We start from the raw sequence: 23,822 nt of genomic DNA, 5'->3' as shown, positions 1-23,822 counted from the left end.
CACGCACGGTGCCCGGCCGGTCATCCCCCTCCCCTTCGAGAGGAAGATCCACCATGTCCATCGGTATCGACGACGTGCGCACCTTCATCCGGCAGCTGCCGGATGCGGCAGCCGTCGCGCAGGTACAGGAGGCCGCCGCCCGGCGGCTCGGCGAGATCAACAAGGACGCCTACAGCGGCATCGTGGCCGGTCGCCGCGCCCGCATCAACGACTCGCTGCGCCCCGCCTTCCTGCGCCGCCTGACCGGCACCGTGCAGGAGCGCAACCGCACCGGCAGCCGGGCGGGCTTCCTGCTGGACGAGGAATCCACCCGGCTGCTGCGCACCGACCCGCGCAACAACCGTTACCGCATCCCGGAGGGGACGACGCGCTACCGGCTGCCCGGCAGCGGCATCCCGGTCTCCTGCCTGGACCTGATCGAGGACTGACCGGTTCCCGGATCTCCGGGCAGGGCCCGAGTCCTCACCGCCCTGCCCGGCGGCCCCAACAGCCGCCAGAGCGCGGCCGTTCCTTCCCTTTGACGTATGAGAAGCCGGAGAGCGACCATGGCCATCTCCTCCCGCACCGTTGCAACCGCCCGGGCCTACGCCCGCGAGATGAGCGGCGCGCCCGTGCCCGAGCCGCCGAGCACCGAGGCGGACGACGGCCCGCTGAAGCCGGCACACGAAGCGGCCTACTACCTCGCAGTGGCCGAGACGTTCCGCATCCTCACCCACCCCGGCCAGCCCGCCAGGCCGGACACCAAGCAGCTGCGTGCGGCCGTGCGAACCACCCCCGGCGTCGGCACCTGGTACCGCCGCGGTGACGAGGCAGCCCGGCGGATCATCGCCTCCAACGACCGCATCCGCCGACTGCCCCAGGATCCCGACCAACTGTGGGCGCTGCTGGCCGACGTGCTCCAAGCCCTGGACCAGCTCTGCCAAGCCCCGCAACTGGACGGCAGCAACCTGCGCCGCGACCACCTCCCCGGCCACCACGCAGCGATCCGCCGCACCTGTCCCATCGGCGGCTGGGGCCCGGTGCGGGTGACGTGGAATCCGGACGGCGCCCGCCGCTGGACCGACCTCCACCACGGCACCTGGCAGTGGCCCGTCCCGACAACCAACCCGGCCGCACCAACACCGGCGACGCCCCGCCCCTGACCGCCCGCCCCGTCTGGGACAGCTCCGTACGGCCAACCGCCCACAATCCCCTGTTCTCCGAGAGGTCCTCATGAGCGACAACCAGCAGACGGCATTGCCCGCCGCTGCGGAAGACGACGGTGGTCACCCCCTCACCCTGGCCGTCCTGCGTCAGTTAGTCCGGCACGACTGGAGCGGACTGCCGGGCACCACGGTGGTGGTGCTGTCCCGCGACGCCGAGGGCAACTCCTTCTCGCCGTTCACCACCTTCGGCCACGGCCGCTACGCGCCGACCGACACCGGCCAGAGCGGCGCCATCTACCCGCTGGCCGAGCGTCTGGAGCAGGACCAACAGCTGCGCGAGCTGTATGCGGGCCGCATCCCCGACAACGCCGTCCGGGCCCTGGTGCTCTACCCGCTCGGCTGACCGACCGGCAACGGGGGCGGGATGGCCCGCGCGGTTCGTCCCACCCGGTTGGCCTGGTCCACGTTCATCTCCCGCGATGAGGAAAGCGATGTGGTCCGCCATGCCCAACTCAGCTTCACCGCCTCAAGAGCGAGCGTCGACGCCGGTGCTGGTCATCAGCGACCATCCCGACGAGGACCCGCTCGGTCTGCTGCCCTGTCCGGTTCCGCTGCGGCGGCTGCCCTCCCCGCTGTTCAGCGCCGGGGAGTACCGGCTCGCCCCGCTCGTGATCCTGGACGACCGCAGCTACAGCGCCTTCACGCTGCGTCACATGCCCCACCGCCCCGGCCTGATCCTCGCCCTCTCCGACCCCGGCGACGAGACAGCTCACCCCAGGGCCGCGGCCATCGGCGCCGAAGCCGTCCTGCGCACCGGGCAGGGTCTGGCCTGGCTGCACCTGCGCCTGCACGAGGCGACCGGCTGCCGCTACATCCGCTGGGAGGACCTCCTGACCGGCCCCCCGCCGTCCGGCACCTGACGCCCCGTAGCCCGTTCCTCGAACCGATAGGAGAAGACAGATGCACGCGATACCGCAGCGCTGTGCGCGCCGGCCGCTTGCGGGCGGGCTGGTCGTGCCGTGGGTGTCCCTGATCCACGGCGGGCACGCCGCCTTGGGCAGCCTGGACGCCGACCGGGCGCGCACCGCCTTCCTGCGGCGCCTGTGCCAGATCTGCGGCCAGCCGCTCGACGAGCGGTGCTACCTGGTCGTCCGCCCGGCCGACGCCGCCCGAGGGCACGCCCCCGAACCGGCGCTGCACCCCGAGTGCCTGCCCTACACGGCCGCGCACTGCCCCATGCTCAACGGCACCGCCACCCACTACCGGCGCACCTCCGTCCTGGCCACCCACCCCGCCGGACGCCCCTGCACCGACCCGGCCTGCCCGTGCCCGGCCCGCACCCCCGACGACGGCCACACCGCCCGCAGCGGCCACCCCGCCGACCGCTACGAGGCCTGGATGATCCACACCTCCAGCTACCGCATCGTCTTCGCGCCCGACCGGCCCGATGCGCCCATCGGCATCAGCACCGACGTTCCCGTTCTGCGCCGGCGTCTGCTGCGCACCGCCACCCTCACCCCCGACCAGCAGCACGCGATGGACCTGCTCAACACCCTGTTCAACGAGTCCTGACCACCCCTGCACCCATGAAAGGAGACTCCCGTGCGGATCACACCGGACGCGGCCACGCCCGAGGGCGCGGCCATCCTCGAACTGGCCGAACTCATGGACAACCTCCAGCTGCGCACCGGCGAATGGCCGGGCGCGGACACCGCCGACATCCTCAGTGAGTGGTTCAGCCACTTCAACTTCGCGACCTCCAAGGACGTCGCGGTACAGGTGACCGGCCGGGCGTGGGTGCTGCGCCAGTGGGACCGGCACGGCGACGACATCACGCTGTGGGCCGACCACGCCTCCGCCCTGGCCTCACTCGCGCAGCACGTGCGCGGCTCCTGGGACAACGTCAGCGACCAGGACGGTGTCCCCTACCGCCCTCCCGCCGACGACCAGACGGCGGTAGACCTCTACTACGGCAACGACCGGCACCGCAGCGACGAGGGCTACACCCTCTACACCGACGACATCTCCCGCCACATCCGCACACCCACCCCGCTCGACCTCACCGACCCCGAGGACTGCGCCAAGGCCAACAGCGCGGCCGTCTTCCACCCCATGACCGGCCCCGAAGACGAAGGCCTGCCCTGCATCGAACTCGCCGGAATCCTCGTCTTCGCCTACCTCGACCCCGACAAGCGCGCCGTCCGGGTCTCCATACACCTGGACACCACCCACGAGCAGCTCCTCCGGCCCGACGGCACCGTCCCGCTCCAAGTTGAAGTCGCTGACGCCACCGTGTTCAGCACCAGTGCCGCGCGAGCGTCGACGCAGGCGTGGCGGCAGCGGCTTCGGAGGCTGACGGGCAACGTGGATGGGGGGATTGCCTCATTCCATTAAGTAGCTATTATGGGATTCAGGAGGTGTTCGCATGGCCCCGTCCGTTACGCACGTGTCCGGCACCGTGACCGGCAGCGTGGAAGTCCGCTTCACCGACTCCGGTGTCGCCGTCTGCCGCTTCCGCCTCACCCAGACCACCACCCAGTGGGACGCAACCGCGCAGCAGTGGCGCGACGGGGCCCCCATCCGCTACGTGTGCACCGCCTGGCGGGACCTGGCCCGCAACGCCACCGAGTCCCTCGTCGACGGCGTGCGCGTGCTGGTCACCGGGCGCGTCACCGAGATCCGGGACAACGCCGTCTACCTGAGCATCGACGACCTCGGCATCAGCCTGCGCCAGCGCATCGCCTACACCGAAACCAGCCTGCCCAGCCCGGCCGCCGCCGCCCCCATCTCCCCCACCACGCCGGTCGCTTCGGCCGCTGCCCCGGCGGCGCAGCCCGCCACAACCGGCGCCCGCGGCCCGGCCGCCCACCGAGCGGGTGGGCCGCCCGCCTGGTGGGAGCAGCGGCGGGCCGCCGGATGGGACCGCACCACCGCCCGCACCCCGGCCGACGCCCTCTCCCCGAACGCCGGCCGCTGACAGCCCGCTCCCCTTCTTCACCGCGCCATCTGGTGCGGCACCGGTTCGTCGCCTGCCGGGACCGCACCGCCGCTTCTCCCCTTTCACCCGTACCAACCCGCGGGTCGCCGGTTCGCCTGCCGGCGCCCGGCCGCTTCCCCCTGCCCTGCCGTGGCCTACTGCGCTTTTCCGGCTGGAGAACCGTCATGCCTGCTGCCCGCACGCCCTCCGAGCGGTCCGCGCTCGCCGCGCTCGCCGCCCACTTCGCCCCCGAGCAGGTCGCCGCGGACCTCGCCGCACGCAGCGCCGCCGACGTGTGGCAGCAGCGGGTGCAAGCCGATGCGAGCGGGCGCCTGGTCCGCTACCGGCCCGAGGAGGAACTCAACAGGTCACTGTTGTACTGCCAGTTCGTCACCCCTCGCGACGAGGGATGGCCCACCGCCCTCACCGTGCTGGGTGAACGCCAGCCGCTGGGGCTGTGGGTACTGGGCCGCGACCACCTGCCCGAGCTGACCGCCAGCACGGTGGCCGTCACCGGCAACCGCAACGCCACCGCCCACGCCCTGAGCTATGCCGAGGACTACGCCCGCGCCATCGCCGAGGCCGGACACACCGTCACCGCCACCCTCGCCTTCGGTGTCGACTCCACCGCCCACCAAGCGGCCGCGCTCACCAGGCGAGCCACCTTGGCCGTCCTGCCCCGCGGCCTGGACCGCGCCCACCCCCACGCCCACGCCTCCCTGATGAAAAGCATCCCCACCGGCGGCGGCGCCGTGATCAGCCTCTACCCGCCCGGCACCCCCGCCAGCGGCACCACCCACCAAGCCAGCGCCCACCTCCTGGCCGCCCTGTCCAAAGCCGTGATCCTCATCGAAGCCCTGGACCACCACCACACCCTGCGCACCGCCCACGCCGCACTCGACCTGCGCCGCCCGCTGCTCACCGCCCCGCCCGCCGAAAACGACATCCGCGCCGGCGGCACCGCACGCCTGATCGCCGAACAGCGCGCCGTGCTCTGTCCGCACCCCGCCCACGCGCTCGCCCTGCTCTAACACCCCGACCGCACCGCGCCCAGCCCGGACCCCAGGCAGAGCGCCCCGCCCCGACCCAAAAGGCTGCCCCACGCCTCAACCCGCCGGACCGCCCGATCCATCGGCACCAGCCCTCGGGACGCCACCGGACCCCCAAGGGCCGGTGCCACACCTCCTACCCCCCCTCACCAACCGCCCCCTGCTCACTGCCCGGCCGGGCAGGAAGGAACTCACCCATGTCCCAGCTCACCCCGCAGGGCGCACGCGCCCTGGACCACAACGACAACGGCGTCGTCTCCGGCCACCCCGCCACGATGGCCAACCTGGTGGCGGACGGCATGGTCGCCCCCCACACGGGCGACAGCGGCACCCACCGGATGACCGAGCAGGGTTGGTCCGCGCTGGAGGAGTGGCGGCAGCAGCACGACCGCACGCCGGACACCCCATGCGCCGAGCCGATCCTGCCGACGCTCCCCGGGGTGCAGCACGAAGCCGTCGTGACGGCTGCCGGACGGCCCGACCAGCGCGTGCCCGGCCGCGACGACCACGACGTGTACTGGGCTGGGGAGAAGTGCCAGTCAAAGGGGGAAGTTACGCGTCAGTAAAGACTTGCGGCGGTAACCCGTACAGGCGGCGCCGCTCCTGGTGCTCGCCACCGTTGACCATCTGACGGTCCCTCACGGACCTGACGGACTGGAAGCAGGCTCCTTGCCGCCGCCAGTACGGCATCGCCATGCTCTTGTCCATGGGATATCACTTATCCGCCGAGGCAACGGAGAGCGACCGTCCCGTCATCGAGGTCCCGGCCCGCACAAGCGTGCACACGGACACCTATCTCCGTCGCGCCTCCCGCCGACCACCTCGCCGACCACTTGTGGTCAGGCTTTTCGACATCCCCTCGGCGACCGTCGGCGGCCCAGCCGAAGGCTGCTGATTCCGCACCGGGAACGGAATGCCCGTACTCGGGCTTCCTGTCCCGGTGCCTGCTTATCGGATGCGGCAGCCTCGTCCTTTCATCACTGGCTTCCTCCCTACCTGGAAGGGATTCCCTGCATGCACAGCAACTTTGAGGTGTGCATTGTCGGCGCGGGCCCGCGCGGGCTGTCGGTACTCGAGCGCCTGCTGGCCAATGAGCGCAACGCACCGACTCATTCGGCTGTGACCGTGCATGTGGTGGATCCGGCCGCCCCGGGTGCGGGTGCCGTATGGCGCCCTGAGCAGTCCCAGCACCTGCTGATGAACACGGTGGCTTCGCAGATCACGGTCTTCACCGACGACAGCGCGCGCATCGACGGGCCCATCGAGCCGGGTCCCACCCTGTACGAGTGGGCCAAGTCTCTTGCCCTGCTGGGCGACCCGGCCGACTTCAGCACGGAGGTCATGGAAGAGGCGCGAAAGCTGGGGCCCAACTCCTATCCGACACGTGCCTTCTACGGCCACTACCTCAGAGGCTGCTTCGAGCGGATCGTGGCCTCGGCCCCGCACCATGTCACGGTACGGGTGCACCGTTCTCGCGCGGTGGCCGCCGCCGACACCCACGGCGTGCCCGGTGGGCCGCAGGGTGTGCGGCTGCAGGACGGCACTCGGCTGGACACATTGGACGCGGTCGTGCTGGCCCAGGGGCACGTCCCGGCGCGCCTGTCCTCGCGTGAAGCACGCACGGCGAGCCTGTCCCGCATTCACCACCTGACCTACATCACCCCCGCCAACCCTGCCGACCTGGACCTCAGCGGCATCAAGGCGGGCGAGAACGTACTGCTGCGAGGGCTGGGGCTGAACTTCTTCGATCACATGGCGTTGTTCACGGTGGGCCGTGGCGGCCGGATGGTACGAGAAGGCGACCGGTTGGTGTACCGGCCCTCGGGCCAGGAGCCGCATCTGTTCGCGTTCTCCCGTCGCGGCGTGCCCTACCACGCGCGCGGGGAGAACGAGAAGGGTGCCACCGGTCGCTATTTCCCACGCAAGCTGACCGCCGAGTACATCGCTGGTCTGCGACGACGCGGTTCGGCCGGACAGCCCGTCAACTTTACCGAAGACCTGTGGCCACTGATCTCCTTGGAGGTGCAAAGCGTTTATTACAGTACGTTGCTGGCCTCCCGCGGAGACGCCGCGGAGGAATTCGCTCAGGCGTTCCTCACCACGGAAACCGAAGGGGATCGGCGGGAACTGCTGGACAAGTACGGTATCCCGGCCGATCAGCACTGGAGTTGGGAGCGGCTTTCGCGACCGTTCGGGGAGCGCGAGTTCACCGACCGTCAGGAATTCACCGCCTGGCTGCTGGACTACTTGCGGCGCGATGTCGCCGCAGCCCGGCTCGGCAACGTCAGCGGTCCTCTGAAAGCCGCCTTGGACGTGCTGCGTGACCTGCGCAACGAAATCCGTCTGGCCGTCGACCACGGAGGTCTCGAGGGAAGCTCCCACCGGGACGACCTCGAGGGCTGGTACACGCCCTTGAACGCCTTCCTGTCGATCGGGCCGCCGGCGTCCCGCATCGAGGAGATGATCGCGCTGATCGAAGCGGGTGTGCTGACCGTGACGGGTCCGGGCACTCAGGTGCGGATCGACACCACCGCCCAGGTGTACGTGGCGCACTCGACGGTTGTGCCCGGTGAAGCGGTACGCGCCCGCGTCCTGATAGAGGCACGGTTGCCCGAGCCCGACCTGCGCCGCACGGAGGACCCTCTGCTCAAGCACCTGCTGGATACGGACCAGGCGGCGCCGTACCGGATCGCGACCGCTGATGGCACCGGTTACGTGACGGGAGGACTCGCGGTCACCGAACGGCCCTACCGGCTGCTGGACGGACGAGGCCGCCCTCACCCCCGCCGGTTCGCGTACGGGGTGCCGACGGAAGCGGTGCACTGGGTGACGGCAGCGGGCATCCGGCCCGGGGTGGACTCGGTGACGCTCGGCGACTCCGACGCGATCGCCCGGGCCGTTCTCGCCCTGCCGCAGACGGCTCATGTACCGGCGGAAGTGCGTCGGGTGGACGCCGAAGGGGAGCTGTCCGGGGTGATCGTATGACACTCACGCATGCGACTCCGGCCACCGCGACGCACCTGACGGATGCCGGCCTGCTCGCACCGGTGCGAGCAGGCACGCGGGTGGAGGCCGCCACCAGTGACCTGGCCTGGGTACAGGCCATGCTGGACGCGGAAGCAGCGCTCGCCCGCGCACAGGCAACGGTGGGCACGCTCCCTGCTTCGGCGGCCGAGGTGATCACGCGAGTGGCTCGTGCCGACCGGCTCGATGTCAGAGCACTGGCGCTGGCGGCGCGGGAGACGGCCAACCCGGTGGTCGGCCTGGTGCAGGCATTCACCGAGGTCGTCGCGGCTGAGGACCCCAGGGCAGCCGAGTACGTACACCGGGGCTCGACCAGCCAGGACGTGCTCGACACCGGCACGATGCTCGTCGCGAGGAGGACACTCGACCTGATCCTCGCCGATCTGCGGCGTACGGCCGATGCGCTGACAGCGCTGGCAACAGCACACCGGCGGACTCCCGCCGTCGCACGTACCTTGGCGCTGCACGCCGTACCGACCACATTCGGGCTGCGAGCCGCCGGTTGGCGGGAGTTGGTGCTGGACGCGGTGGAGCGCGTCGCCCGCGTCCAGCGGAACCTCCCCGCCTCCCTGGGCGGAGCGGCGGGCACGCTGGCTGGATACCTGGAGTACGCGGCACTCGCCGAGGGGGGCACCCTGGCTGACCCGGACGGCTACGTGACACGGCTGGTGGACACCTATGCCAGCGAAACGGGACTGGCCCGGCCGGCACTGCCCTGGCACGCGCTGCGCACACCCGTGGCCGACCTGGCCGCTGCACTGGCCTTCACCGCCGGGGCGCTCGGCAAGATCGCCGTGGACGTTCAGGCACTGACCCGTACCGAGGTGGGTGAGGTCACCGAACCGGCTGCGTCCGGCCGCGGTGCCTCTTCGGCCATGCCTCACAAGCGCAACCCCGTGCTCGCGACGCTCGTTCGCAGTGCCGCGCTGCAAGTGCCCGCCCTCTCGGCGGCACTGGCACAGTGCCTGGTCAGCGAGGACGAACGATCCGCCGGGGTGTGGCACGCGGAGTGGCCGCTGCTCCGGGACTGTCTACGGCTGACCGGCGGCGCCGCGCAGACCGCTGCGGAACTCGTCGAAGGGCTGAAGGTGCGGCCGGACCGCATGCGCTCCAACCTGGACATGACGGACAGTCAGGTGGTGTCCGAGCGGCTGGTCGCCCATCTGGCGCCGACCTTGGGCAAGGCCCCTGCCAAAGCGCTGCTGACGCGCGCCACGCAGGAAGCGCAGACCACGAGGCAACCCTTGGCCACGGTGCTCGCCCGCATGCCGGAAGTGCCCCGCTCGCTTGTGGACCGGCTGGTCACGCTGTGCGACCCGACCGGCTACACGGGCGCTGCGGCCGTACTGGTGGAGCAGGCCTTGCGGCGCTGAGAAGCCGTTCTCCCTCCGGACCTCGTGCGGATGCCTGCCGGCCGGACCTGAGAGCGCAACTGCCCCGGGCGCCCTGGCCCTTTGCCGGCCAAAACGTCGTGGGGCCGGCGGATGCTGTCGATGCGGGCGTTCGGGAAACGCAGCGAAGGTGCGCCTAGGGCTCGCCCGCCGCCGGGGCCCTCTCCACGGGCTCCGGCGGCGCGCTACGTCGCGAACCCAAACGCGCTCCAGCAGCACGAGCCACAGCGTCGGGACGGGTCCCGCCCCGGCTCACCACGACACGCCTTGACGGCCTGCCCGCGATCCCCCAGAGGCTGCACGCGACCTCGGTGTCCGGCGGCATCGGCAGCCGCCTACCGGCCGGCCGCGCCACAGCCTGCCCGAACACACACCTACGCCGCCGCCCCGCCCAACCCCCCGGGCATCACCGCCCGCGGCCCGAACTTCGCCCGCGCACGGTCCGCGACCTCCTCGACCTGTACAACGTCTCGGCCGGTGAGCGGCGGCTGAGCAGTGTGGCGGTGTTCGGCGTACCGGTGAACCAGGCCGTCCTCACCAAGGCGCTACCGGAACTCGCCCCTTCTGCGCGCAGTGAGGCTGCTTTGTCTCACTCGTACCGATCGACGCCACAGGTCGAGTAAGACAACCTCGGGACCGCGCGTTGACCGACAGGTTGGAGGCTGAGGCGGGGCCACAATTCAGGCCTATAGCTGATGAACGCCCTGTATGTCACGGGATTGATGGATCTGGGCAGGTGGGGGCGGTCGCTCGGCTACGGTCACGCTGTGGTCATCACGGCACCGATGCATGCGGAGATCGTTCGCGTCGCGGTAAGCGACGAGCTCGCCTACTGGACGGTGCTGGCCGGCCCCACCTTGACCGTCGTCGGCGACGTCGACGACCACCTTCGTCACCTGCGATTCGGGCGGTCCTGCGAGGAATCAACCACCAAGACCTACGCGGGCCACCTGAAGCGGCTCCATATCTGGTCTGAAGAGCGCGGCCTGACCTGGAACGACGCGGCTCTTCGGATGGCGTCGTACGTGATGCACCTGCGGACCACACCAAGGTCAAGCACCGGCCGGGGGCACGGTCAGCTCCCCGAAGAGGCCACTCTGGCTCCCGCCTTGGCCGCCATCCACGGCTTCTACCTCCACCTGGCCGACCTCGGGCGCCTTCAGCCCGAGGCCTTCAGCGCGCTGTTCACGACCGTCCCGGCCGAGACGGGCCGCGGAACGGTCGCGGTCAGGCCGCGGATCCGCGTGGACTCCAGGCCGAGCCCCTTGAGGCCGCTGTGGGAGAGACCGAAGAACTGCCGAAGGCGGTGGGCGCTGAAGGACCCGACGGAAGGCCGGTACGGCCGACGCCCGGCCGGCAGGGCAGCCGTCGCTCGCTGCCGCCGAACTGACCAATGGCGGCACGATCTCATCCTGCTCAGTGCCCGGACTGCACGGGCTGGGGGGTTCTCGGGCTGGCCGCCTGCCAGGGGTGCACGGAGTGGCGGAAGAACCATCCCGAGCAGGGCGTATGCCTGCGCTGCCGGCACATGGGATACCTCAACTCCGACCGTCTGTGCCGGGCATGCCTGCACGCTGTCCGGCTCGATGCCGACGCCGCGTGGGTCACCGATCCGGAAGGCTCCGGCCCTCGCAGCCGCCAGCTGATGTTCCTCTTTTACGGCCTCGCCCCCACCCACGCCCAACCGCTGAGGAAGTACGGCAGGCGCACCGGCCACACCGGCACCGATCAGCGCCAGCGGCTGCACTGGGTGGAACACCTGCGTGCGGCCGCGGCCCCGACCCGAGACGACCCGGCGGTCCTCCCTCCCGCCGTCTGGGGGCAGCTACCGCTCTTCCCGGTCCGCCGGATGCTGTCCATCGATGTCTGCCGGCGCATTCTGCAAAGGCCGCTCGCCGGCTATAGCGATGTCGTCGAGCACACCGCGGCGTTCGCTGCGGACACCAGCATCAGCAAACCCATGCAGCGCAAGCTGCACGAGATGCTGCGCCTCGCGCTCGCCGTGCGCGACGCCGACGGCGACGACCTCGTCGACGAGCTGGTCCTCGACGACATCCCCAACTATGGCCGCTCCGTCCGGGCGATCCTTCTGCGGGCGGACATGCTCAGGCTCCTGCCACAGCCACGCGAACCCGACCGTCCCCAGCAGTCGCGGACGTCACGGAGCACGCGCCGCGTCTGGGTGCCTCGAGCGATGACACCGAGGTCCTGTCAGCAGTGCGGCTCCTGGTTCGCAGCGAAGACGAAGGTCATCTGCGAGCCCTGCTCGTCCTTCGCCGCCCGGAAGAGAGGGAACAGCTCGGCCTCCGCAGGAGCGTGCGACCGCTGCCGCCATGTCGACCTGCCGCTCGTCGGCGGATACTGCAGCGGATGCCGGTGGCACATAGCCACCTACGGCCCAGGGGACATCACTCGGTTCGGGACGCAGTTGTGGCTCGGTTCACCCGTCCCGGCACCCACCCTGCGTCACCCGGGCGTGACCCCGCCTACTGCGCGTCGCCCTGTGTCCGAGCACGTGGCGGCCCCTGGGCAGGATAGGTTGTTCGAGCTCCGGCGAGACTGGCGCCCGGTGGTCGAGTTGGCGCGGCACGATCTACCGACGCTCACAAACTCGGCCGAGCGACTGCTGGCCGACCTCGACAGCGTGATGAAGCAGGAGATGTGGTCCCAGGTCCCCGTCACTAAGACATCGTTTCCTTTGGTTGAGGTCCGTGCTGTTCACCGACCGGGTGGAGTGTCGGTGCGGTGTGAGAGCCTCCGGGCATGAGTTACGACCTTGCTGTCTGGGAAGGCGAGAGACCGGCGGATGACAAGACCGCCGGCCGGATGTTCAGCGAGCTGTACGACCGCTACATCGACGGTGAGATGGAGGAACCTCCGTCCGAACGCATTGCGGCTTACGTGGCCACGCTGCTTGAGCGGTGGTGTGACATCACCGAGGACGACGAGGACACCTCCCCCTGGTCGACCGGTCCGCTGATCGATGAGGCCAGCGGCCCGCTGATCTACTTCGCCATGCGGTGGAGCATGGCCGAGGAAGCATCGGCCTACGCGGCGGCCGTCGCGGAGTCCATGGGTCTGGTCTGCTTCGACGTGCAGCAGGACCGGCTCAGGCCCTGAGCAGGCCCACCAATCGGCGATAGCCGATCAGGGTCGCGGCTATGCCGACGAAGGCAAGGAAGTGTTCGGCCTTGCGTTCGTAGCGGCGATGGAGCCTTCGGCAGCCGGCCAGCCAGGACACGGTTCTCTCGACCACCCAGCGATGCCGGCCCAGCCCCTGCGAGGATTCGACGCCCTTGCGGGCGATGCGGTGGCGGATGCCCCGCCAGCGGAGCCATCGACGCAGGTGGTCGTAGTCGTAGCCCTTGTCGGCATGCAGTTTCGCCGGCCGTCGGCGCCGGGGCCCGCGGGGGGACCGGATGGGAGGGATGCCGCGGACGAGCGGCTCCAAGCCCTGGCTGTCGTGCATGTTCGCGCAGGAGATGCCCACGGAGAGCGGCAGTCCGTTCCGGTCGGTGATCAGGTGGATCTTCGATCCCAACTTGCCGCGATCGGTCGGATTCGGTCCCGTCAATGGCCCCCTTTTGCGGCCCGCAAACTGACGGAATCGATGGCGCACCGCGACCAGTCCAGCTCGCCCCGCGCTCCGAGTTCGTCGAGGATCACGCGGTGGAGCCGGGCCCAGACCCGATCCCGGCTCCACTGGGCGAACCTGCGGTAGACCGTGGGCCAGGCGGGGCCAAACACCGGCGGCAACTGCCGCCAGGTGCAGCCCGAAGTCGCCACGAAGATGATCGCGGCCAGGGTTTCACGATCTCCCGCCCGGCGCCGTCCTCCACCCTGCGGACGCGCTACCAGCGTCGGGGGCACCACCCGTCGGAACAGCACCCACAACTCGTCCGGTACGAGCCGCTCCACGAGATCCGTCATGCACGGATCAACGAACAATCACGCCATAAGAAACGACGTCTACAGTTAAGACCCGGAACACACTGACCATCCTGGTGTCCTGGCTCGGTGCCGATGCCCCGCTGCTGGAGTCCGACATCCGCTCGCTCGTCGACAACCATCCCCTGAAGTTCAGCGGACGGCGGGTCACGCAGTTCCTGGAAACCCGCGGGCTGCTGATCCCGGATGCCGAGGTTCGCCGGGACGCGCACCAGAAACGCTTGGAGGCCGAGCTCGCCGCGCTTCCCGCGGCGATCGCGCAGGAACTCTCGGTCTGGATCAAGGCCGTGCGCGGAGAGGGCACGTGGGAGCACACCGGCCGCACCTACCGGAGCATCGCCCGCTACTGGCATGTCCTGGACCCGATCCTCAAGGGATGGCTCGCGGACGGCATCGAGAGCCTGCGAGAAATCACCCGCGACGACGTCAAGCGGGCCATCGCCACCCGGAAGGGGACGCCGGCCCGCTCAATCCACATCGTCCTGCGCAACGTCTTCCGGGCCCTCCGGCAAGAAGGCGTGATCTTCCGCGATCCCACCCGCGGCCTCGTCTTCGCAGGTATCAACACGACCCCGCCTTCCGTGCCCTCGGACCGACTGGCCGACGTCCTCAGCCACGCGCGAAACGACTTCCAGCGCTTCGTCATGGTGCTCGTCTGCGTCCACGCCCTCAGCGGCACCGACATGCGCCACCTGCTGCTCACCGACCTCGACCTGTCCCGTGAGCGCCTCATCGTCCGGCGCCCCGGCAAACGGCACATCATCTACCTCGGTATCGGATCCTCGCGGAACCGCGGCGGGGACCGCGAGCGCGACCAGGACCGGGAAGGCAGGCGGGAGGGACGAACTCACCTACCGCTGCGCCTCCGCCTGGCTCCGCGAACGGCACCGCCGCTGGCCGGTGACCACCAACCCACATCTGCTGATCAACCGATGGACCGCAGTAGACACCACCCACTCACCCATCGGCACCACCTTCACCGCTATCTTCCGGCCCACCGAACTGACCATGCCGACGCTGCGACAGGACCGAATCCGCCACGAGGCATTCGAGGTCGACGACCCGCTCCACCTGATGCGCCTGTTCGGCAACTCCGCTCAGACCGCGATGCGGTACATCACCGCGGCCCACCCCGAACGCACCGCGAAGCTACCCCGATGAGGTGAGCGGCGGTGCTGGTACTCGGCCAGGTACGGGTATGAGTAGTTGCGGTACAGAAAATCGCGGCGTCGCCGATCATGGTCCGGGAGGCGCAAATGCGCCGACCCGGTTCTCGGACTCGCGGCAGGCCTTGCGCTGTGCCAGGACCGGCGGGACGCCCTGACCGCCGTCGAGCGGCTGGCGCCAGGTGAGGAGCTGGCGGTGAACGGCCGGGGCGGCGGAGATGCGCAGGGTGTACGGCCTGGGGACCGGTGGGCCCGTATGTTGCAATGTCGCGTATTCCTCGGTGATGTGGTCTGCGCCAAGGCCCCAAGATCAGGAGACGCCGAAAGTGCCCGAGCCGCCCGCTCAGAAGGCCCCAGACCTGAGGGCGAGTAGCGCCCGGCTGAAAGGCAGGGGGCAGGAGCGGCGAGGCCGCTCCTGCCCCCTGCTCGTGCGTTACATGGGCAGCAACTGCCACTGCCTGCCCTGGTGGTCGCCCTCCGCCCAGCGCTGCGTAATTACCACGGGTGCGTTGGTTTCGACGCCCAGAAGCAGACCGCTGTTCCGGTTCGCGATCTCGTAGACCCGGGGATCGTCGGTCACGGCGCCCACCGGGATCAGCCGCCACTGCTGATGGTGCGCTTCGTCGCCTTCGTAGGCGCGCTGTGCGACCACCGCCCCGGCCGCTCCCCGAGCTTCGTCGACTTCCAGGACCTTCCTGCTGCGCACGTTCTCGATCGTGTAAACCACGTCGCCGCTGGCGGTGTGGCCGGCTACGACCAGGCGCCACCGCTGCGACTGGCGGGGGGCGGCGAGCGACTGCTGGATCTTGGCCCCGTCCTTGAGCGACTCGCGCGTGACTCCGATCCGCAGCCGGCTGCGGACGCTCGCCCAGGAGACCATCGTGCCTGATTCGGGCAGTCCTGCCATGGCGGCCGCCGCGACCTTCCGGACGCGGTTGTTGACGTAGTCGGCGATGTAGAGGGCGCCGACGCAGTCGACCGCGAGACCGAATGGGTAGTTCAGCTGGGCTGAGGTGGCGGGGCCGCTGTCACCGCTGAAGCCGACGGTGCCCGTGCCCGCGACCGTGCTGATCGTGCCGTCCCCGGCAACCCTGCGGACCCGGTGGTTGTTGTGGTCGGAGACGTAGAGGGTGCCGGTGGTATCCGCCACCACGCCCAGGGGGAAGTCCAGCTGGGCTGAGGTGGCGGGGCCGCCGTCACCGCTGAAGCCGACGGTGCCCGTGCCCGCGACCGTGCTGATCGTGCCGTCCCCGGCAACCCTGCGGACCCGGTGGTTCTCGGCATCGGTGATGTAGAGATCGCCGGTGCCGTCCACCGCAACGCCGTACGGGGTGTTGAGCTGAGCCGCGGTGGCAGGCCCGCCGTCGCCGGAGAGTCCCGGGGTTCCGGTCCCAGCGACTGTGCGGATCTTCCCGTCCGGTGTGACCTGCCTGACCCGGTGGTTGTCGGTATCGGCGATGTAGAGGTTGCCGATCCTGTCCACTGCGATCCCGTACGGACAGTTCAACTCGGCGGCCTCGGCGGGGCCGTCGTCACCGCTGAACCCGGCGGTACCCGTGCCGGCGACTGTGCCGATCAGGCCGTCAGCCGTAACCCTGCGGATCCGGTGGTTTTCGGAATCGGCGATGTAGAGGTTCCCGGCACGGTCCACCGCCACCTCACGCGGGCCGTCCAGCTGGGCTGAGAGGGCGGGGCCGTGATCGCCCTCGAACCCGGCAGTGCCGGTCCCTGCCACCGTGCGGATCCTGCCGTCGGTGGTGACCTTCCGGACCTGGTGATTGTTGTGGTCGGAGACGTAGAGGGTGCCCGTGCTGTCCATCGCGAGGCCGTAGGGACGGTCAAGGCTGGCCGCAACAGCGGGCCCATCGTCTCCTTGGGCCCCGGCATCTCCGGTTCCGGCCACCGTGGTGATTTTGGGGGCGAGGTCTTCACTCTCTGCTGTTGTTTGGGCCTTGCTCATCATCATCTCCTCACCGTGTGCCGGCCGGCCGGTGCGGAGGCCTTGCCGGTCGTGTCCGAAGGCCGCAGGAGCGGCAGGCGTGCCGGTGCGTGGATGTCGAGGTGGTCACGCGTCGACCGTGTACTGCAGGGTCATTTGGGTGCCGTTGCGCGTGATGCCCACGGGTACCGCGATTCCGGCTCGCTTGCCGGCGAGGACGGCGCTGAGGGACGCCGCCGACGTGACGGGCTGACCGTCGACGGAGGTGATGATGTCCTTGTCTTTGAACCCTGCGGCGGCGGCGTTGAGATCGGAGTCGACGAAACGGACCCGGGCGCCTCCTCCGCCGGGGACGCTGCTGACGTATCCGCCGAAGGCGCCGGGGGTGCCTTGGGTGATGTTGACGGTCCAGTCCACCGTCACACCTTCGAAGGTGAGAGTGCCGCTGTATCGGCCACCTGCCATGGGGGCGTCATCCGTGGCGACGACGTCGACCTTCCAGGGCCGGCTCCAGATCCAGTTGTTGCTCTGCGTCGAGAAGCTGGCGGACGAGCCGTCGGGGGCAATGGTCACAGGGCAGCTCATGCCGCTGCACCAGGGGTCCACCCGGACGATGCGTGTGTACTGCGGAGCTTGGATCTGCACATGCCCGGGACTTGAGCGGACTCGCCCGTCCGGTGGGAACTCGACCGTCCTGGCCGGCCCGGGGGCATCGAGATCAGGAACAGAGGACGGGGGCGTCGGCGCACGGAGCGCCGTGACCGTAGCAGGAGCGGGCGCAGCGGTGGCTCCGGGCGCCAGCCCTCCGAGGAACAAGCTCGCTCCTAGTGCGAGTACTGTGCATGCCGCTGTGGACTTGCGCATGAGTTCTCCCAACTGCGATTACGCAGAGTTGTTGATCGATCAGTAGATGGGTGTGCCCGTAGGCGGACGTCCGCGGGTGCGCCACGGTCTCGCAGTGCGACAGGGAGCCCGAGCACGATTGGTACGCGCGGGGACCGGGCAGTGGACTGGCTCTGGCGCCCAGCGGTGGGCCATCGGGACCGGCCGGGAGCGCTGTGTCTCGCCCCTCGGGGGCGGGGATGTGGTCCTCGGGCCCGTGTAGGCGCAGCTGGGCGGTCTGGCTGACCGAGCCGGTGCCCAGTGCCCAGAGCACTGGACCGGTCGGGGTGCCGGGTTCCGCACGGGGGCCGCGTCCAGGGGCCGTATCCAGGACGGCAGCCCGGCGCCTCATCGTCGAGATGCCGCTGTTGCTGTTCCAGGGGCTTATCGGGTGCGGAAGCGGCGGTAGAGGTTGCGGGCCACGTAGACGCCTGGGCCTCCGAAGCCGATGATGTCGAGGCGTCCGTCGCCGGTGATGTCGGCAAGGAAGCGGGGGTGGTGGCTGACCCGCCAGGCGCCGGCGTCGTCGTTGTAGCCGAAGCCACGGCAGACGAGCTGGGCTTGTTCGAACCTGCCGTCGCCGCGGTTGTGGGCCACCCAGACTCCTTCGTCGCCGAAGCCGACGATGTCAGGGTTACCGTCGCCGGTGATGTCGGCGAGGAAGCGGAGGTGCTTCGTGGCCGTCCATCCCTGGGCGGTGCCGAAGTCGTTCAAGACGAGCTTCGCGGGCTCGAAGGTGCCGTCGTCGAGGCCGCGTGCGACGACGACGCCGTGGGGGCCGAAGCCGATGATGTCCATCGCGCCGTCGCCGGTGGTCTTCAGCAGGAACCGGGGGTGCTCTTCGACCGAGGCCCATCCCTGGTCGGTTCCGAAGTCGTCGAGGACGTACAGGGGCTCGGCGAAGACGCCGTCCTCGTCCTGGAGAGAGATCCAGACGCCGTCGTCGTGGCAGCCGACGATGTCGAGCCGGCCGTTGCCGGTGGTGTCGGCGAGGAAGCGGGGGTGTTTGTCGGCCTGCCAGCCGCCGGCCTTGTCGTCGTGGCCGAACGCCCGGAGAGCGGGCTCGTCGGGCAGTGGCGCGAACTTTCCGTCTTGGTCCTGGAGGGAGATCCAGACGCCGTCGTCGTGGCAGCCGACGATGTCGAGCCGGCCGTTGCCGGTGGTGTCGGCGAGGAAGCGGGGGTGATTGTCGGCCAGCCAACCGCCGGCCTGATCGCCGTGGCCGAACGCCTTGAGGGCCGGCTCGCCGCCCGCGGGCGGGAGCGTTCCGTCCTCCTCCTGGAGGGACACCCGCACACCGTCGGCTGCCAGCATCACGATGCCGGGCTTGCCTTCGCCCGTGATATCGGCCAGGGTCCACAGGTCCGCGGGACTCGGGGAGGGTGCGGGCGGGTGCAGGACGCGCTCCTCGTCCTCGAAAGTACCGTCACCTCGCGCGGCCGCCGTCACAGCCCCTTCGGCTGGCTTGAGCGCGACGATGTCCGCCGGCGCCTTGTCGGCGGTTCCAGCGAGGAACCGCGCGCCGAGCCCGGCCCACCAGCCGGGCTGCCCGCAGGGGCGGGGCATGGCTCCCTCGGTCTTCCAGCCGCCGGCGTCCTGGTCGGTGCCGAACCGGTCGAGGACCAGCAGCAGATCGCTGAATGAGGGTGTCGCGTCGGGTGCGGGCCGCAGTGCCGTCGAGGGAGCCAGCCGCCAGGACTGCCGGCCGTTCCAGTGCCCCAGCCGCGTCCAGCGCAGTACGGGGTCGCTGACGCGCTCGGGCTCGGCCGGCACGAGACGCCACCGCTGGCTCTCCGCGTCCTCGTCGTACGCGCGCACGACGACCCGGATTCCCTGTTCAGCGGACGCGCCGAGGTCGGCATCGAGGTCGAGGTCGAGGACGGTGTCGTCGGCCGCGCTCTCGATCACGTAGAGGGCGGCTTCGCCGGCGGCGGGGACGAGGCGCCACTGCTGGGTCTTCCTGCCGTCGGCCACGTTTGCCTGCTGGACGCCGCCGCCTGCGGCGGCGGGCTGCTCGAGTACCTTGCCGCCGGTCGCGTTGTGAATCACGTAGACCTGCTCGTCCTGCGCGGACTGCGCGGGGACAATGTGCCACTGCTCCGGGGCCGGACCGTCCTCGGGGAACTCACGGACGACGAGCGCCCCGTCCTGCCCCGGTGCGGCCCTGCCGTCGAGGATCTTCCCCGTGGCGGCGTTGACGATCTCCAGTTTTAGTTCTTCGGTGGGCACGGGCATCGTGGTGCCTCTTCCAGGCGGTGCGGACGGTGATTCGGGGCGGGGGGTTGTACGGCAGTGGCCGCCGGTCACGTGAAGACGTGGTGGTACGGGACGTTCCACTCGCTGGGCAGACGCGGGTAGAAGGTGTTGATGACCGTCCCGGTGAAGTCCCCGCCCCAATTGTGAGTGAGCCGGACCTCGCTGTTGGCGGTCACCGCGTGGTCCTTGAAGCCAAGGATGGTGTCGGGGTGCGTGATGGGCACGAAGGTGATGCCGCCCCACGGCGTGACCGTGACGACCCACAGCTGGGTGTCCTCGGGTGCGCCGTTCTTCCCCCGCCACTTCTCGCCCACCTTGTCGGGCAGGCCGACCTGGACGGTGTCGGCCGTGGTCTGGGGCGCGTCCTGGTGGACGGTCATGCGCCTGCGCTGCGGCTTCGGTGTGCCGTCGTCGCCGCGTCCGGCGTCGGTTCCGCCCGTGCCGGCGGGCTGGGGCGCCGCCTGGCCTGCGGCGCTCTCGATGAAGTACAGGGGCCGCTGCCCGAAGAAGCCGGCGGGGGTGATGTGCCAGAGGTGGCCCTTGGCCTCCTTGACGGTGTCGTCGAGGGCGGTGGCCAGCTGGACGCCCTTGTCGTGGCTTGCCTCGCCCAGCTCGGCGGGTCGCAGGTAGCCGCCGTTGAAGGCGTGGACGAGCATGACCGGCCGGTTCTCGACCAGTGCCGCCACGATCGCGTTGTCGTAGCTGTTCACCGCCACCGGGCCGCCGACCACCAAATTGGACATTGCCGTGCGCTCTTGGGTGTACATGGCGGTTACCTCACCTGTTCTGAATGTGAAACACGAAAACTTCGGATGCCTATCGCGGCATTCGATGGAGCCGCATTGAGGCGGACGTGTGCTGCGAACGGAATCCGGATGGAGAGCGGGATGAACGACTGGAAGCGAAATTCCCCCTGCGGTAGCGCCCGGGACCAAGGTACCCGTGAGAAAGGTTGACAAAAACACATCGATCGAGTGAATGCCGGTGAAGAAAGGTCACTTCACCGGCGTTTCGGAAGCAACTTCCGAAAATCGATCACTCGATTGAGTGTGACATGTGAATACAACTCCCCAGGCAAGAGAAGACGCGATAATTTCGCCTGCCGGAACACGCGCGATTTCTGTTCGCATTTCATCGAGCGCGGTTCGTCCGGAATTAGTCGAGGACGGGTAGATGCCTTCCACCGCATACAGCCTGGTAGATGCCAAGCGTCAGCCGCTGACGAAGAAGAACCTGCGGGAACTCAACATCGAGCAGACCTGGCAGTCGCTCCTGAACCACCCCAACCTGGTGTACGTCGACCCCTCCGGCGTGAAGCACAAGCCCGTCGGGTTCTCCGTGAACAAGTCGAGCTTCGGCACCTTCTCCGGGACCGCGTTCGAGCGGGGCTGGCTCGCCTACATGAACCTCGGGGAGCCGCTTATCGAGGTGCGCGGTGACATCGCCCAGCCCCCGCCCGACACGTTCTCCTCCCGCACCTACGTCAACCGCAGCAGCGACGAGATGACCTTCACCGACTCGGTCGACTTCACCATCTCCAACGGGGTCACCTGGTCACTCCATGGCGACGCGAAACTCACCTTCGGCGGCAGCATCGGCGCGTCGCTGCAGCTGCAGCTGCAGAACCAGCTGCGCCTGGACCTGCAGTCGCAGCTCGCGGCGTCGTGCCAGAACGGGACGGCGAACAAGAACGCGAACACGGTCACCAACAAGAACAGCAAGGACAGCATCGGCGTCGACAACGCCAACACCACCGAGACGTCCGCGAGCAGTTCCGCGACGAACTCCTCGTCGAACACGATGACCAACTCGGTGGGGTTCACGACCTCGGGCAGTGCCACGGGCAACGCGTCCCTCAACGCCCAGCTGGCGCTGGGCATCGCGGCCACCGTCGGGGGTTCGCTTACCACCAGCTGGGTCTCGAAGTCGCAGATCTCCGGTAAGGTGCCGGCGAACTCCCGCGTGCAGACCCTCGTCACCCAGCGGCGTACCCGCAAGCAGTACACCTACGAGATCCCGGTGACCTTCTCCGGGCTGATCGCGGTGCAGTACGCCGTCCCGGTGGCGGTCCTTGCTCCCCCGCAGCCCGGCACCTATCCCGGCCTCGACCACATGGTCGCCCGCGACATCAACGACCTCGACCTGACGCCGGGCGGCTTCCACATGCACGGGCTGGCCGAGGTCGTCTCCGCCCTGGACGTCCACCACACCCTGCTCGACGTCGAGGCCCTGACCGTCAGCCAGCAGACGCTCTACAAGCAGCCCTGACCCCGCGGCACCGCCGCCACGACGTAGATGACCAGAGGTGACGACCATGGTGTTCGACAACATTTTCAACTCTGCGAGCAGGGGTGCGGGGCTGTTCTCCGTGACCACCGACAGCACGAAGCCCCGGCCCGGCGAGGATGTCGACTTCGAGGACTCCGACGACGGCACGTACGACGACACCAGCACCAGCCTGTTCAACACCGCGCTCCACGGCGCCTCCTCCCGCGCGAAGATCGTGCAGGAGACCTCGCCCGAGGCCCGCGCGGTCCTGGGCTTCCTCGGCTCCTTCATTCACACCACGCAGGCGTCCGCCAGCTCGCAGGCCGAGTACGCCCAGGACCCCGGCTCGGTCACCAAGGCAGCCTCCGCCGGCATGCAGGACGCGAGCGCGACGGTGAAGGAGCACGGCGACCTCCAGAAGGACGAGGACCTGCAGAACAGGCCCAGCAAGAGCGACTTCAGCAAGCCCCCCAAGACCCCGCAGGCTCCGAAGGCCCCGGAGGCACCCACGGCGCCCAAGGCAACCGCGGAGAAGCCGTCCCGCGCCGAGTAGACCTGACGTGCGAGTCGGGGCAGGGCGACGGGCGACATGTGGCGTCCGGCCGGTCCTGCCGGTGGCCGCCCCCTGTGGTCGTCATTGCCGCATTACGGGAGCGTGGTTGGAGTCACCCAGGGCGGTGAGGGTGAAGATCGCGGGGTGGGAGTGGTGGTGGTAGGGGATGGGGCGGGGGGCGACCTTTTCAGGCCGCAAGGTGAAATTGCCGTCGGCCTGCTGGTGGGCGAGCAGGTAGGCCGGGGCGGTCTCCGTCCACGGTGGCCTGTCCAGCGCGGTGGCGGTGCCGAGGACGTGGGCGATGCTGGTGACGTAGCTGATTCTCCATCCCGTCCCAGTACGCCTGGTGGATGGTGCCGCGCTTGCCAGGACACACGTCCTGGGCCAGCCTGTGGGGGGACTCCTGCACCGTGAGCTGCCGGTTCATCCGCCGGTAGGTGTCGTCCCACCGGATCGACCACACGCAGCATGCGCTCGGTCTTCGCGATCCGCCCATAATCCGCGAACGTCGCGCCCGGCGGCGTCGGACGCCCCTCACGTCCGAAGACGGCGCAGCCAGCCCACCGCGTAGTCGAGCAACGCCTTCGGGCCCTCGGCGTGCGTCCACACCCCGCCGTGCAGGAGCGTACGGAACCGCCGGTCCCACTCGCCATCGTCGTCAGGGTGGTAGCCCGTACGCGTCCCGATCTCCCACGCTTGGTCGTACAGCGTCTTACACCGCTCCGCGGCACGAGGCCGGACCGGAGCCAGCTTTTCAACTCGTACGTGACGGGCTGTGATTTAGGGACTCAGGTACGGGTTCACGTGGTCTGGAGCCCAAGATTCCCGGAACCCGCATGCCTTCGCGTGCGGGAATGAGAAGAAGCCGCACCCGGGCTTCAACGACTACGGCAACGTCAACGCCGGCTACCCCGCGGGGAGCTGTACACCGGCCTGTACCACCGGTCGCTGCGCCTGGCAGCCGACGCTCTCACCGACCGGTCGCTGATCCGGATCATGTCCGCACTGCACGGCCTGGTCGATCTCAAGCGTCCGCTGCTGCCATACGACGTGACGATCGGCGACGAGCGGGCCGTCACCCCCGAGCGGATCGCCGACCACGCCGCGGCTCTCGGCACCCACGACGCCAACGTGATCTTCCTCGGCGGTCAGGACTACGCCGATCTGCTGCGCCCCGCCATCCCTCACCTGCACACGCCCCTGTCGGGCGGCATGGGTGAGCAC

22 protein-coding genes and 1 pseudogene are annotated in these 23,822 nt (G+C 69.5%); 17 read left to right on the top strand and 6 right to left on the bottom strand.

The features are described from left to right. Positions 1–53: 53 nt before the first annotated feature. The 13 genes from ABTZ58_RS35820 (at position 54) to ABTZ58_RS35760 (ending at position 12,706) form a co-directional block, all read left to right on the top strand. Positions 54–428, top strand: coding sequence for a hypothetical protein (locus ABTZ58_RS35820; protein ID WP_351366313.1), 375 nt, complete (start codon positions 54–56; stop codon positions 426–428). A 117-nt stretch (positions 429–545) separates the two neighbouring features. After that, positions 546–1,142, top strand: coding sequence for a hypothetical protein (locus ABTZ58_RS35815; RefSeq protein ID WP_351366310.1), 597 nt, complete (start codon positions 546–548; stop codon positions 1,140–1,142). A gap of 70 nt (positions 1,143–1,212) precedes the next feature. Next, positions 1,213–1,548, top strand: a complete 336-nt coding sequence (locus tag ABTZ58_RS35810) for a hypothetical protein (protein WP_351366307.1) — start codon at positions 1,213–1,215, stop codon at positions 1,546–1,548. A 145-nt stretch (positions 1,549–1,693) separates the two neighbouring features. Next, a complete protein-coding gene (locus tag ABTZ58_RS35805) occupies positions 1,694–2,065 on the top strand; it encodes a CpaE-like family protein (RefSeq protein ID WP_351366304.1) in 372 nt (123 codons plus the stop codon). Positions 2,066–2,105: 40 nt separating this feature from the next. After that, the gene (locus ABTZ58_RS35800; protein WP_351366302.1) at positions 2,106–2,717 is read left to right on the top strand and encodes a cell envelope biogenesis protein OmpA; all 612 of its coding nucleotides are present in this window, start codon (positions 2,106–2,108) and stop codon (positions 2,715–2,717) included. A gap of 30 nt (positions 2,718–2,747) precedes the next feature. Further along, positions 2,748–3,539, top strand: a complete 792-nt coding sequence (locus ABTZ58_RS35795; protein WP_351366299.1) for a hypothetical protein — start codon at positions 2,748–2,750, stop codon at positions 3,537–3,539. Positions 3,540–3,570: 31 nt separating this feature from the next. Next, positions 3,571–4,122, top strand: coding sequence for a single-stranded DNA-binding protein (locus tag ABTZ58_RS35790; protein ID WP_351366296.1), 552 nt, complete (start codon positions 3,571–3,573; stop codon positions 4,120–4,122). 185 nt (positions 4,123–4,307) lie between these two features. Continuing rightward, positions 4,308–5,153, top strand: a complete 846-nt coding sequence (locus tag ABTZ58_RS35785) for a DNA-processing protein DprA (RefSeq protein ID WP_351366293.1) — start codon at positions 4,308–4,310, stop codon at positions 5,151–5,153. A gap of 215 nt (positions 5,154–5,368) precedes the next feature. Then, positions 5,369–5,737 carry a hypothetical protein gene (locus ABTZ58_RS35780; protein WP_351366290.1) on the top strand — a complete coding sequence of 123 codons (369 nt, stop codon included), beginning with the start codon at positions 5,369–5,371 and terminating at the stop codon, positions 5,735–5,737. Between the two features lie 448 nt (positions 5,738–6,185). Continuing rightward, positions 6,186–8,156, top strand: coding sequence for an FAD/NAD(P)-binding protein (locus ABTZ58_RS35775; RefSeq protein ID WP_351366287.1), 1,971 nt, complete (start codon positions 6,186–6,188; stop codon positions 8,154–8,156). Next, a complete protein-coding gene (locus ABTZ58_RS35770; RefSeq protein WP_351366284.1) occupies positions 8,153–9,568 on the top strand; it encodes a nitrosuccinate lyase in 1,416 nt (471 codons plus the stop codon). The genes ABTZ58_RS35775 and ABTZ58_RS35770 overlap by 4 nt, the downstream gene beginning before the upstream one ends. A 1,546-nt stretch (positions 9,569–11,114) precedes the next feature. After that, on the top strand, positions 11,115–12,353 hold the full coding sequence (locus ABTZ58_RS35765) for a hypothetical protein (protein ID WP_351366281.1): 1,239 nt from the start codon (positions 11,115–11,117) through the stop codon (positions 12,351–12,353). Further along, on the top strand, positions 12,350–12,706 hold the full coding sequence (locus ABTZ58_RS35760; protein ID WP_351366278.1) for a hypothetical protein: 357 nt from the start codon (positions 12,350–12,352) through the stop codon (positions 12,704–12,706). The genes ABTZ58_RS35765 and ABTZ58_RS35760 overlap by 4 nt, the downstream gene beginning before the upstream one ends. Here ABTZ58_RS35760 and ABTZ58_RS35755 read toward each other — a convergent pair. Further along, positions 12,696–13,516 (bottom strand): IS5 family transposase gene (locus tag ABTZ58_RS35755; RefSeq protein WP_351366275.1). Its coding sequence is split into 2 segments (ribosomal slippage): positions 12,696–13,166 and positions 13,169–13,516, totalling 819 coding nucleotides; the frame shifts between segments, so codons are not numbered across the junction. The genes ABTZ58_RS35760 and ABTZ58_RS35755 overlap by 11 nt on opposite strands. A 74-nt stretch (positions 13,517–13,590) precedes the next feature. On the opposite strand from ABTZ58_RS35755, the gene ABTZ58_RS35750 reads away from it, so the two are divergent. After that, complete coding sequence (locus tag ABTZ58_RS35750) at positions 13,591–14,700, top strand: site-specific integrase (RefSeq protein WP_351366272.1); 1,110 nt, start codon at positions 13,591–13,593, stop codon at positions 14,698–14,700. A 433-nt stretch (positions 14,701–15,133) separates the two neighbouring features. Here the strand turns inward: ABTZ58_RS35750 and ABTZ58_RS35745 are convergent, their stop codons facing one another. The 4 genes from ABTZ58_RS35745 to ABTZ58_RS35730 form a co-directional block, all read right to left on the bottom strand. Further along, positions 15,134–16,660, bottom strand: coding sequence for an NHL domain-containing protein (locus ABTZ58_RS35745; RefSeq protein ID WP_351366269.1), 1,527 nt, complete (start codon positions 16,658–16,660; stop codon positions 15,134–15,136). 105 nt (positions 16,661–16,765) lie between these two features. Then, positions 16,766–17,212: a PDZ domain-containing protein gene (locus ABTZ58_RS35740; RefSeq protein ID WP_351366266.1), complete on the bottom strand. Its 447-nt coding sequence runs from the start codon at positions 17,210–17,212 to the stop codon at positions 16,766–16,768. Positions 17,213–17,905: 693 nt separating this feature from the next. Next, positions 17,906–19,756 carry an FG-GAP-like repeat-containing protein gene (locus ABTZ58_RS35735; protein ID WP_351366263.1) on the bottom strand — a complete coding sequence of 617 codons (1,851 nt, stop codon included), beginning with the start codon at positions 19,754–19,756 and terminating at the stop codon, positions 17,906–17,908. A gap of 68 nt (positions 19,757–19,824) precedes the next feature. Further along, positions 19,825–20,544, bottom strand: coding sequence for a hypothetical protein (locus tag ABTZ58_RS35730; RefSeq protein WP_351366260.1), 720 nt, complete (start codon positions 20,542–20,544; stop codon positions 19,825–19,827). Between the two features lie 406 nt (positions 20,545–20,950). On the opposite strand from ABTZ58_RS35730, the gene ABTZ58_RS35725 reads away from it, so the two are divergent. Together ABTZ58_RS35725 and ABTZ58_RS35720 are read left to right on the top strand one after the other, a co-directional pair. After that, on the top strand, positions 20,951–22,045 hold the full coding sequence (locus ABTZ58_RS35725; protein ID WP_351366257.1) for a hypothetical protein: 1,095 nt from the start codon (positions 20,951–20,953) through the stop codon (positions 22,043–22,045). 46 nt (positions 22,046–22,091) lie between these two features. Further along, positions 22,092–22,598 carry a hypothetical protein gene (locus ABTZ58_RS35720; protein ID WP_351366254.1) on the top strand — a complete coding sequence of 169 codons (507 nt, stop codon included), beginning with the start codon at positions 22,092–22,094 and terminating at the stop codon, positions 22,596–22,598. A gap of 313 nt (positions 22,599–22,911) precedes the next feature. Here ABTZ58_RS35720 and ABTZ58_RS35715 read toward each other — a convergent pair. Then, positions 22,912–23,146, bottom strand: a pseudogene (locus tag ABTZ58_RS35715) (Tn3 family transposase); the annotation flags it as partial. A 373-nt stretch (positions 23,147–23,519) separates the two neighbouring features. On the opposite strand from ABTZ58_RS35715, the gene ABTZ58_RS35705 reads away from it, so the two are divergent. Continuing rightward, positions 23,520–23,822, top strand: a 303-nt coding sequence (locus ABTZ58_RS35705; protein WP_351366364.1) for a DUF6884 domain-containing protein, incomplete at its 3' end; no start/stop codon positions are given.

The sequence above is a fragment of the Streptomyces sp. NPDC094143 genome, from assembly GCF_040303825.1.
Taxonomy (GTDB): domain Bacteria; phylum Actinomycetota; class Actinomycetes; order Streptomycetales; family Streptomycetaceae; genus Streptomyces.
The sequence above is the reverse complement of the archived record's forward strand: the minus strand, read 5'-3'. Positions and strand labels throughout refer to the sequence as shown.

Coding starts and splice junctions, on each gene's coding strand:
- ABTZ58_RS35725 (WP_351366257.1), top strand. CDS start 20,951: ATGCCTTCCACCGCATACAGCCTGGTAGATGCCAAGCGTCAGCCGCTG.
- ABTZ58_RS35815 (WP_351366310.1), top strand. CDS start 546: ATGGCCATCTCCTCCCGCACCGTTGCAACCGCCCGGGCCTACGCCCGC.
- ABTZ58_RS35780 (WP_351366290.1), top strand. CDS start 5,369: ATGTCCCAGCTCACCCCGCAGGGCGCACGCGCCCTGGACCACAACGAC.
- ABTZ58_RS35775 (WP_351366287.1), top strand. CDS start 6,186: ATGCACAGCAACTTTGAGGTGTGCATTGTCGGCGCGGGCCCGCGCGGG.
- ABTZ58_RS35765 (WP_351366281.1), top strand. CDS start 11,115: ATGGGATACCTCAACTCCGACCGTCTGTGCCGGGCATGCCTGCACGCT.
- ABTZ58_RS35790 (WP_351366296.1), top strand. CDS start 3,571: ATGGCCCCGTCCGTTACGCACGTGTCCGGCACCGTGACCGGCAGCGTG.
- ABTZ58_RS35785 (WP_351366293.1), top strand. CDS start 4,308: ATGCCTGCTGCCCGCACGCCCTCCGAGCGGTCCGCGCTCGCCGCGCTC.
- ABTZ58_RS35745 (WP_351366269.1), bottom strand. CDS start 16,660: ATGAGCAAGGCCCAAACAACAGCAGAGAGTGAAGACCTCGCCCCCAAA.
- ABTZ58_RS35720 (WP_351366254.1), top strand. CDS start 22,092: ATGGTGTTCGACAACATTTTCAACTCTGCGAGCAGGGGTGCGGGGCTG.
- ABTZ58_RS35735 (WP_351366263.1), bottom strand. CDS start 19,756: ATGCCCGTGCCCACCGAAGAACTAAAACTGGAGATCGTCAACGCCGCC.
- ABTZ58_RS35810 (WP_351366307.1), top strand. CDS start 1,213: ATGAGCGACAACCAGCAGACGGCATTGCCCGCCGCTGCGGAAGACGAC.
- ABTZ58_RS35760 (WP_351366278.1), top strand. CDS start 12,350: ATGAGTTACGACCTTGCTGTCTGGGAAGGCGAGAGACCGGCGGATGAC.
- ABTZ58_RS35820 (WP_351366313.1), top strand. CDS start 54: ATGTCCATCGGTATCGACGACGTGCGCACCTTCATCCGGCAGCTGCCG.
- ABTZ58_RS35730 (WP_351366260.1), bottom strand. CDS start 20,544: ATGTACACCCAAGAGCGCACGGCAATGTCCAATTTGGTGGTCGGCGGC.
- ABTZ58_RS35770 (WP_351366284.1), top strand. CDS start 8,153: ATGACACTCACGCATGCGACTCCGGCCACCGCGACGCACCTGACGGAT.
- ABTZ58_RS35800 (WP_351366302.1), top strand. CDS start 2,106: ATGCACGCGATACCGCAGCGCTGTGCGCGCCGGCCGCTTGCGGGCGGG.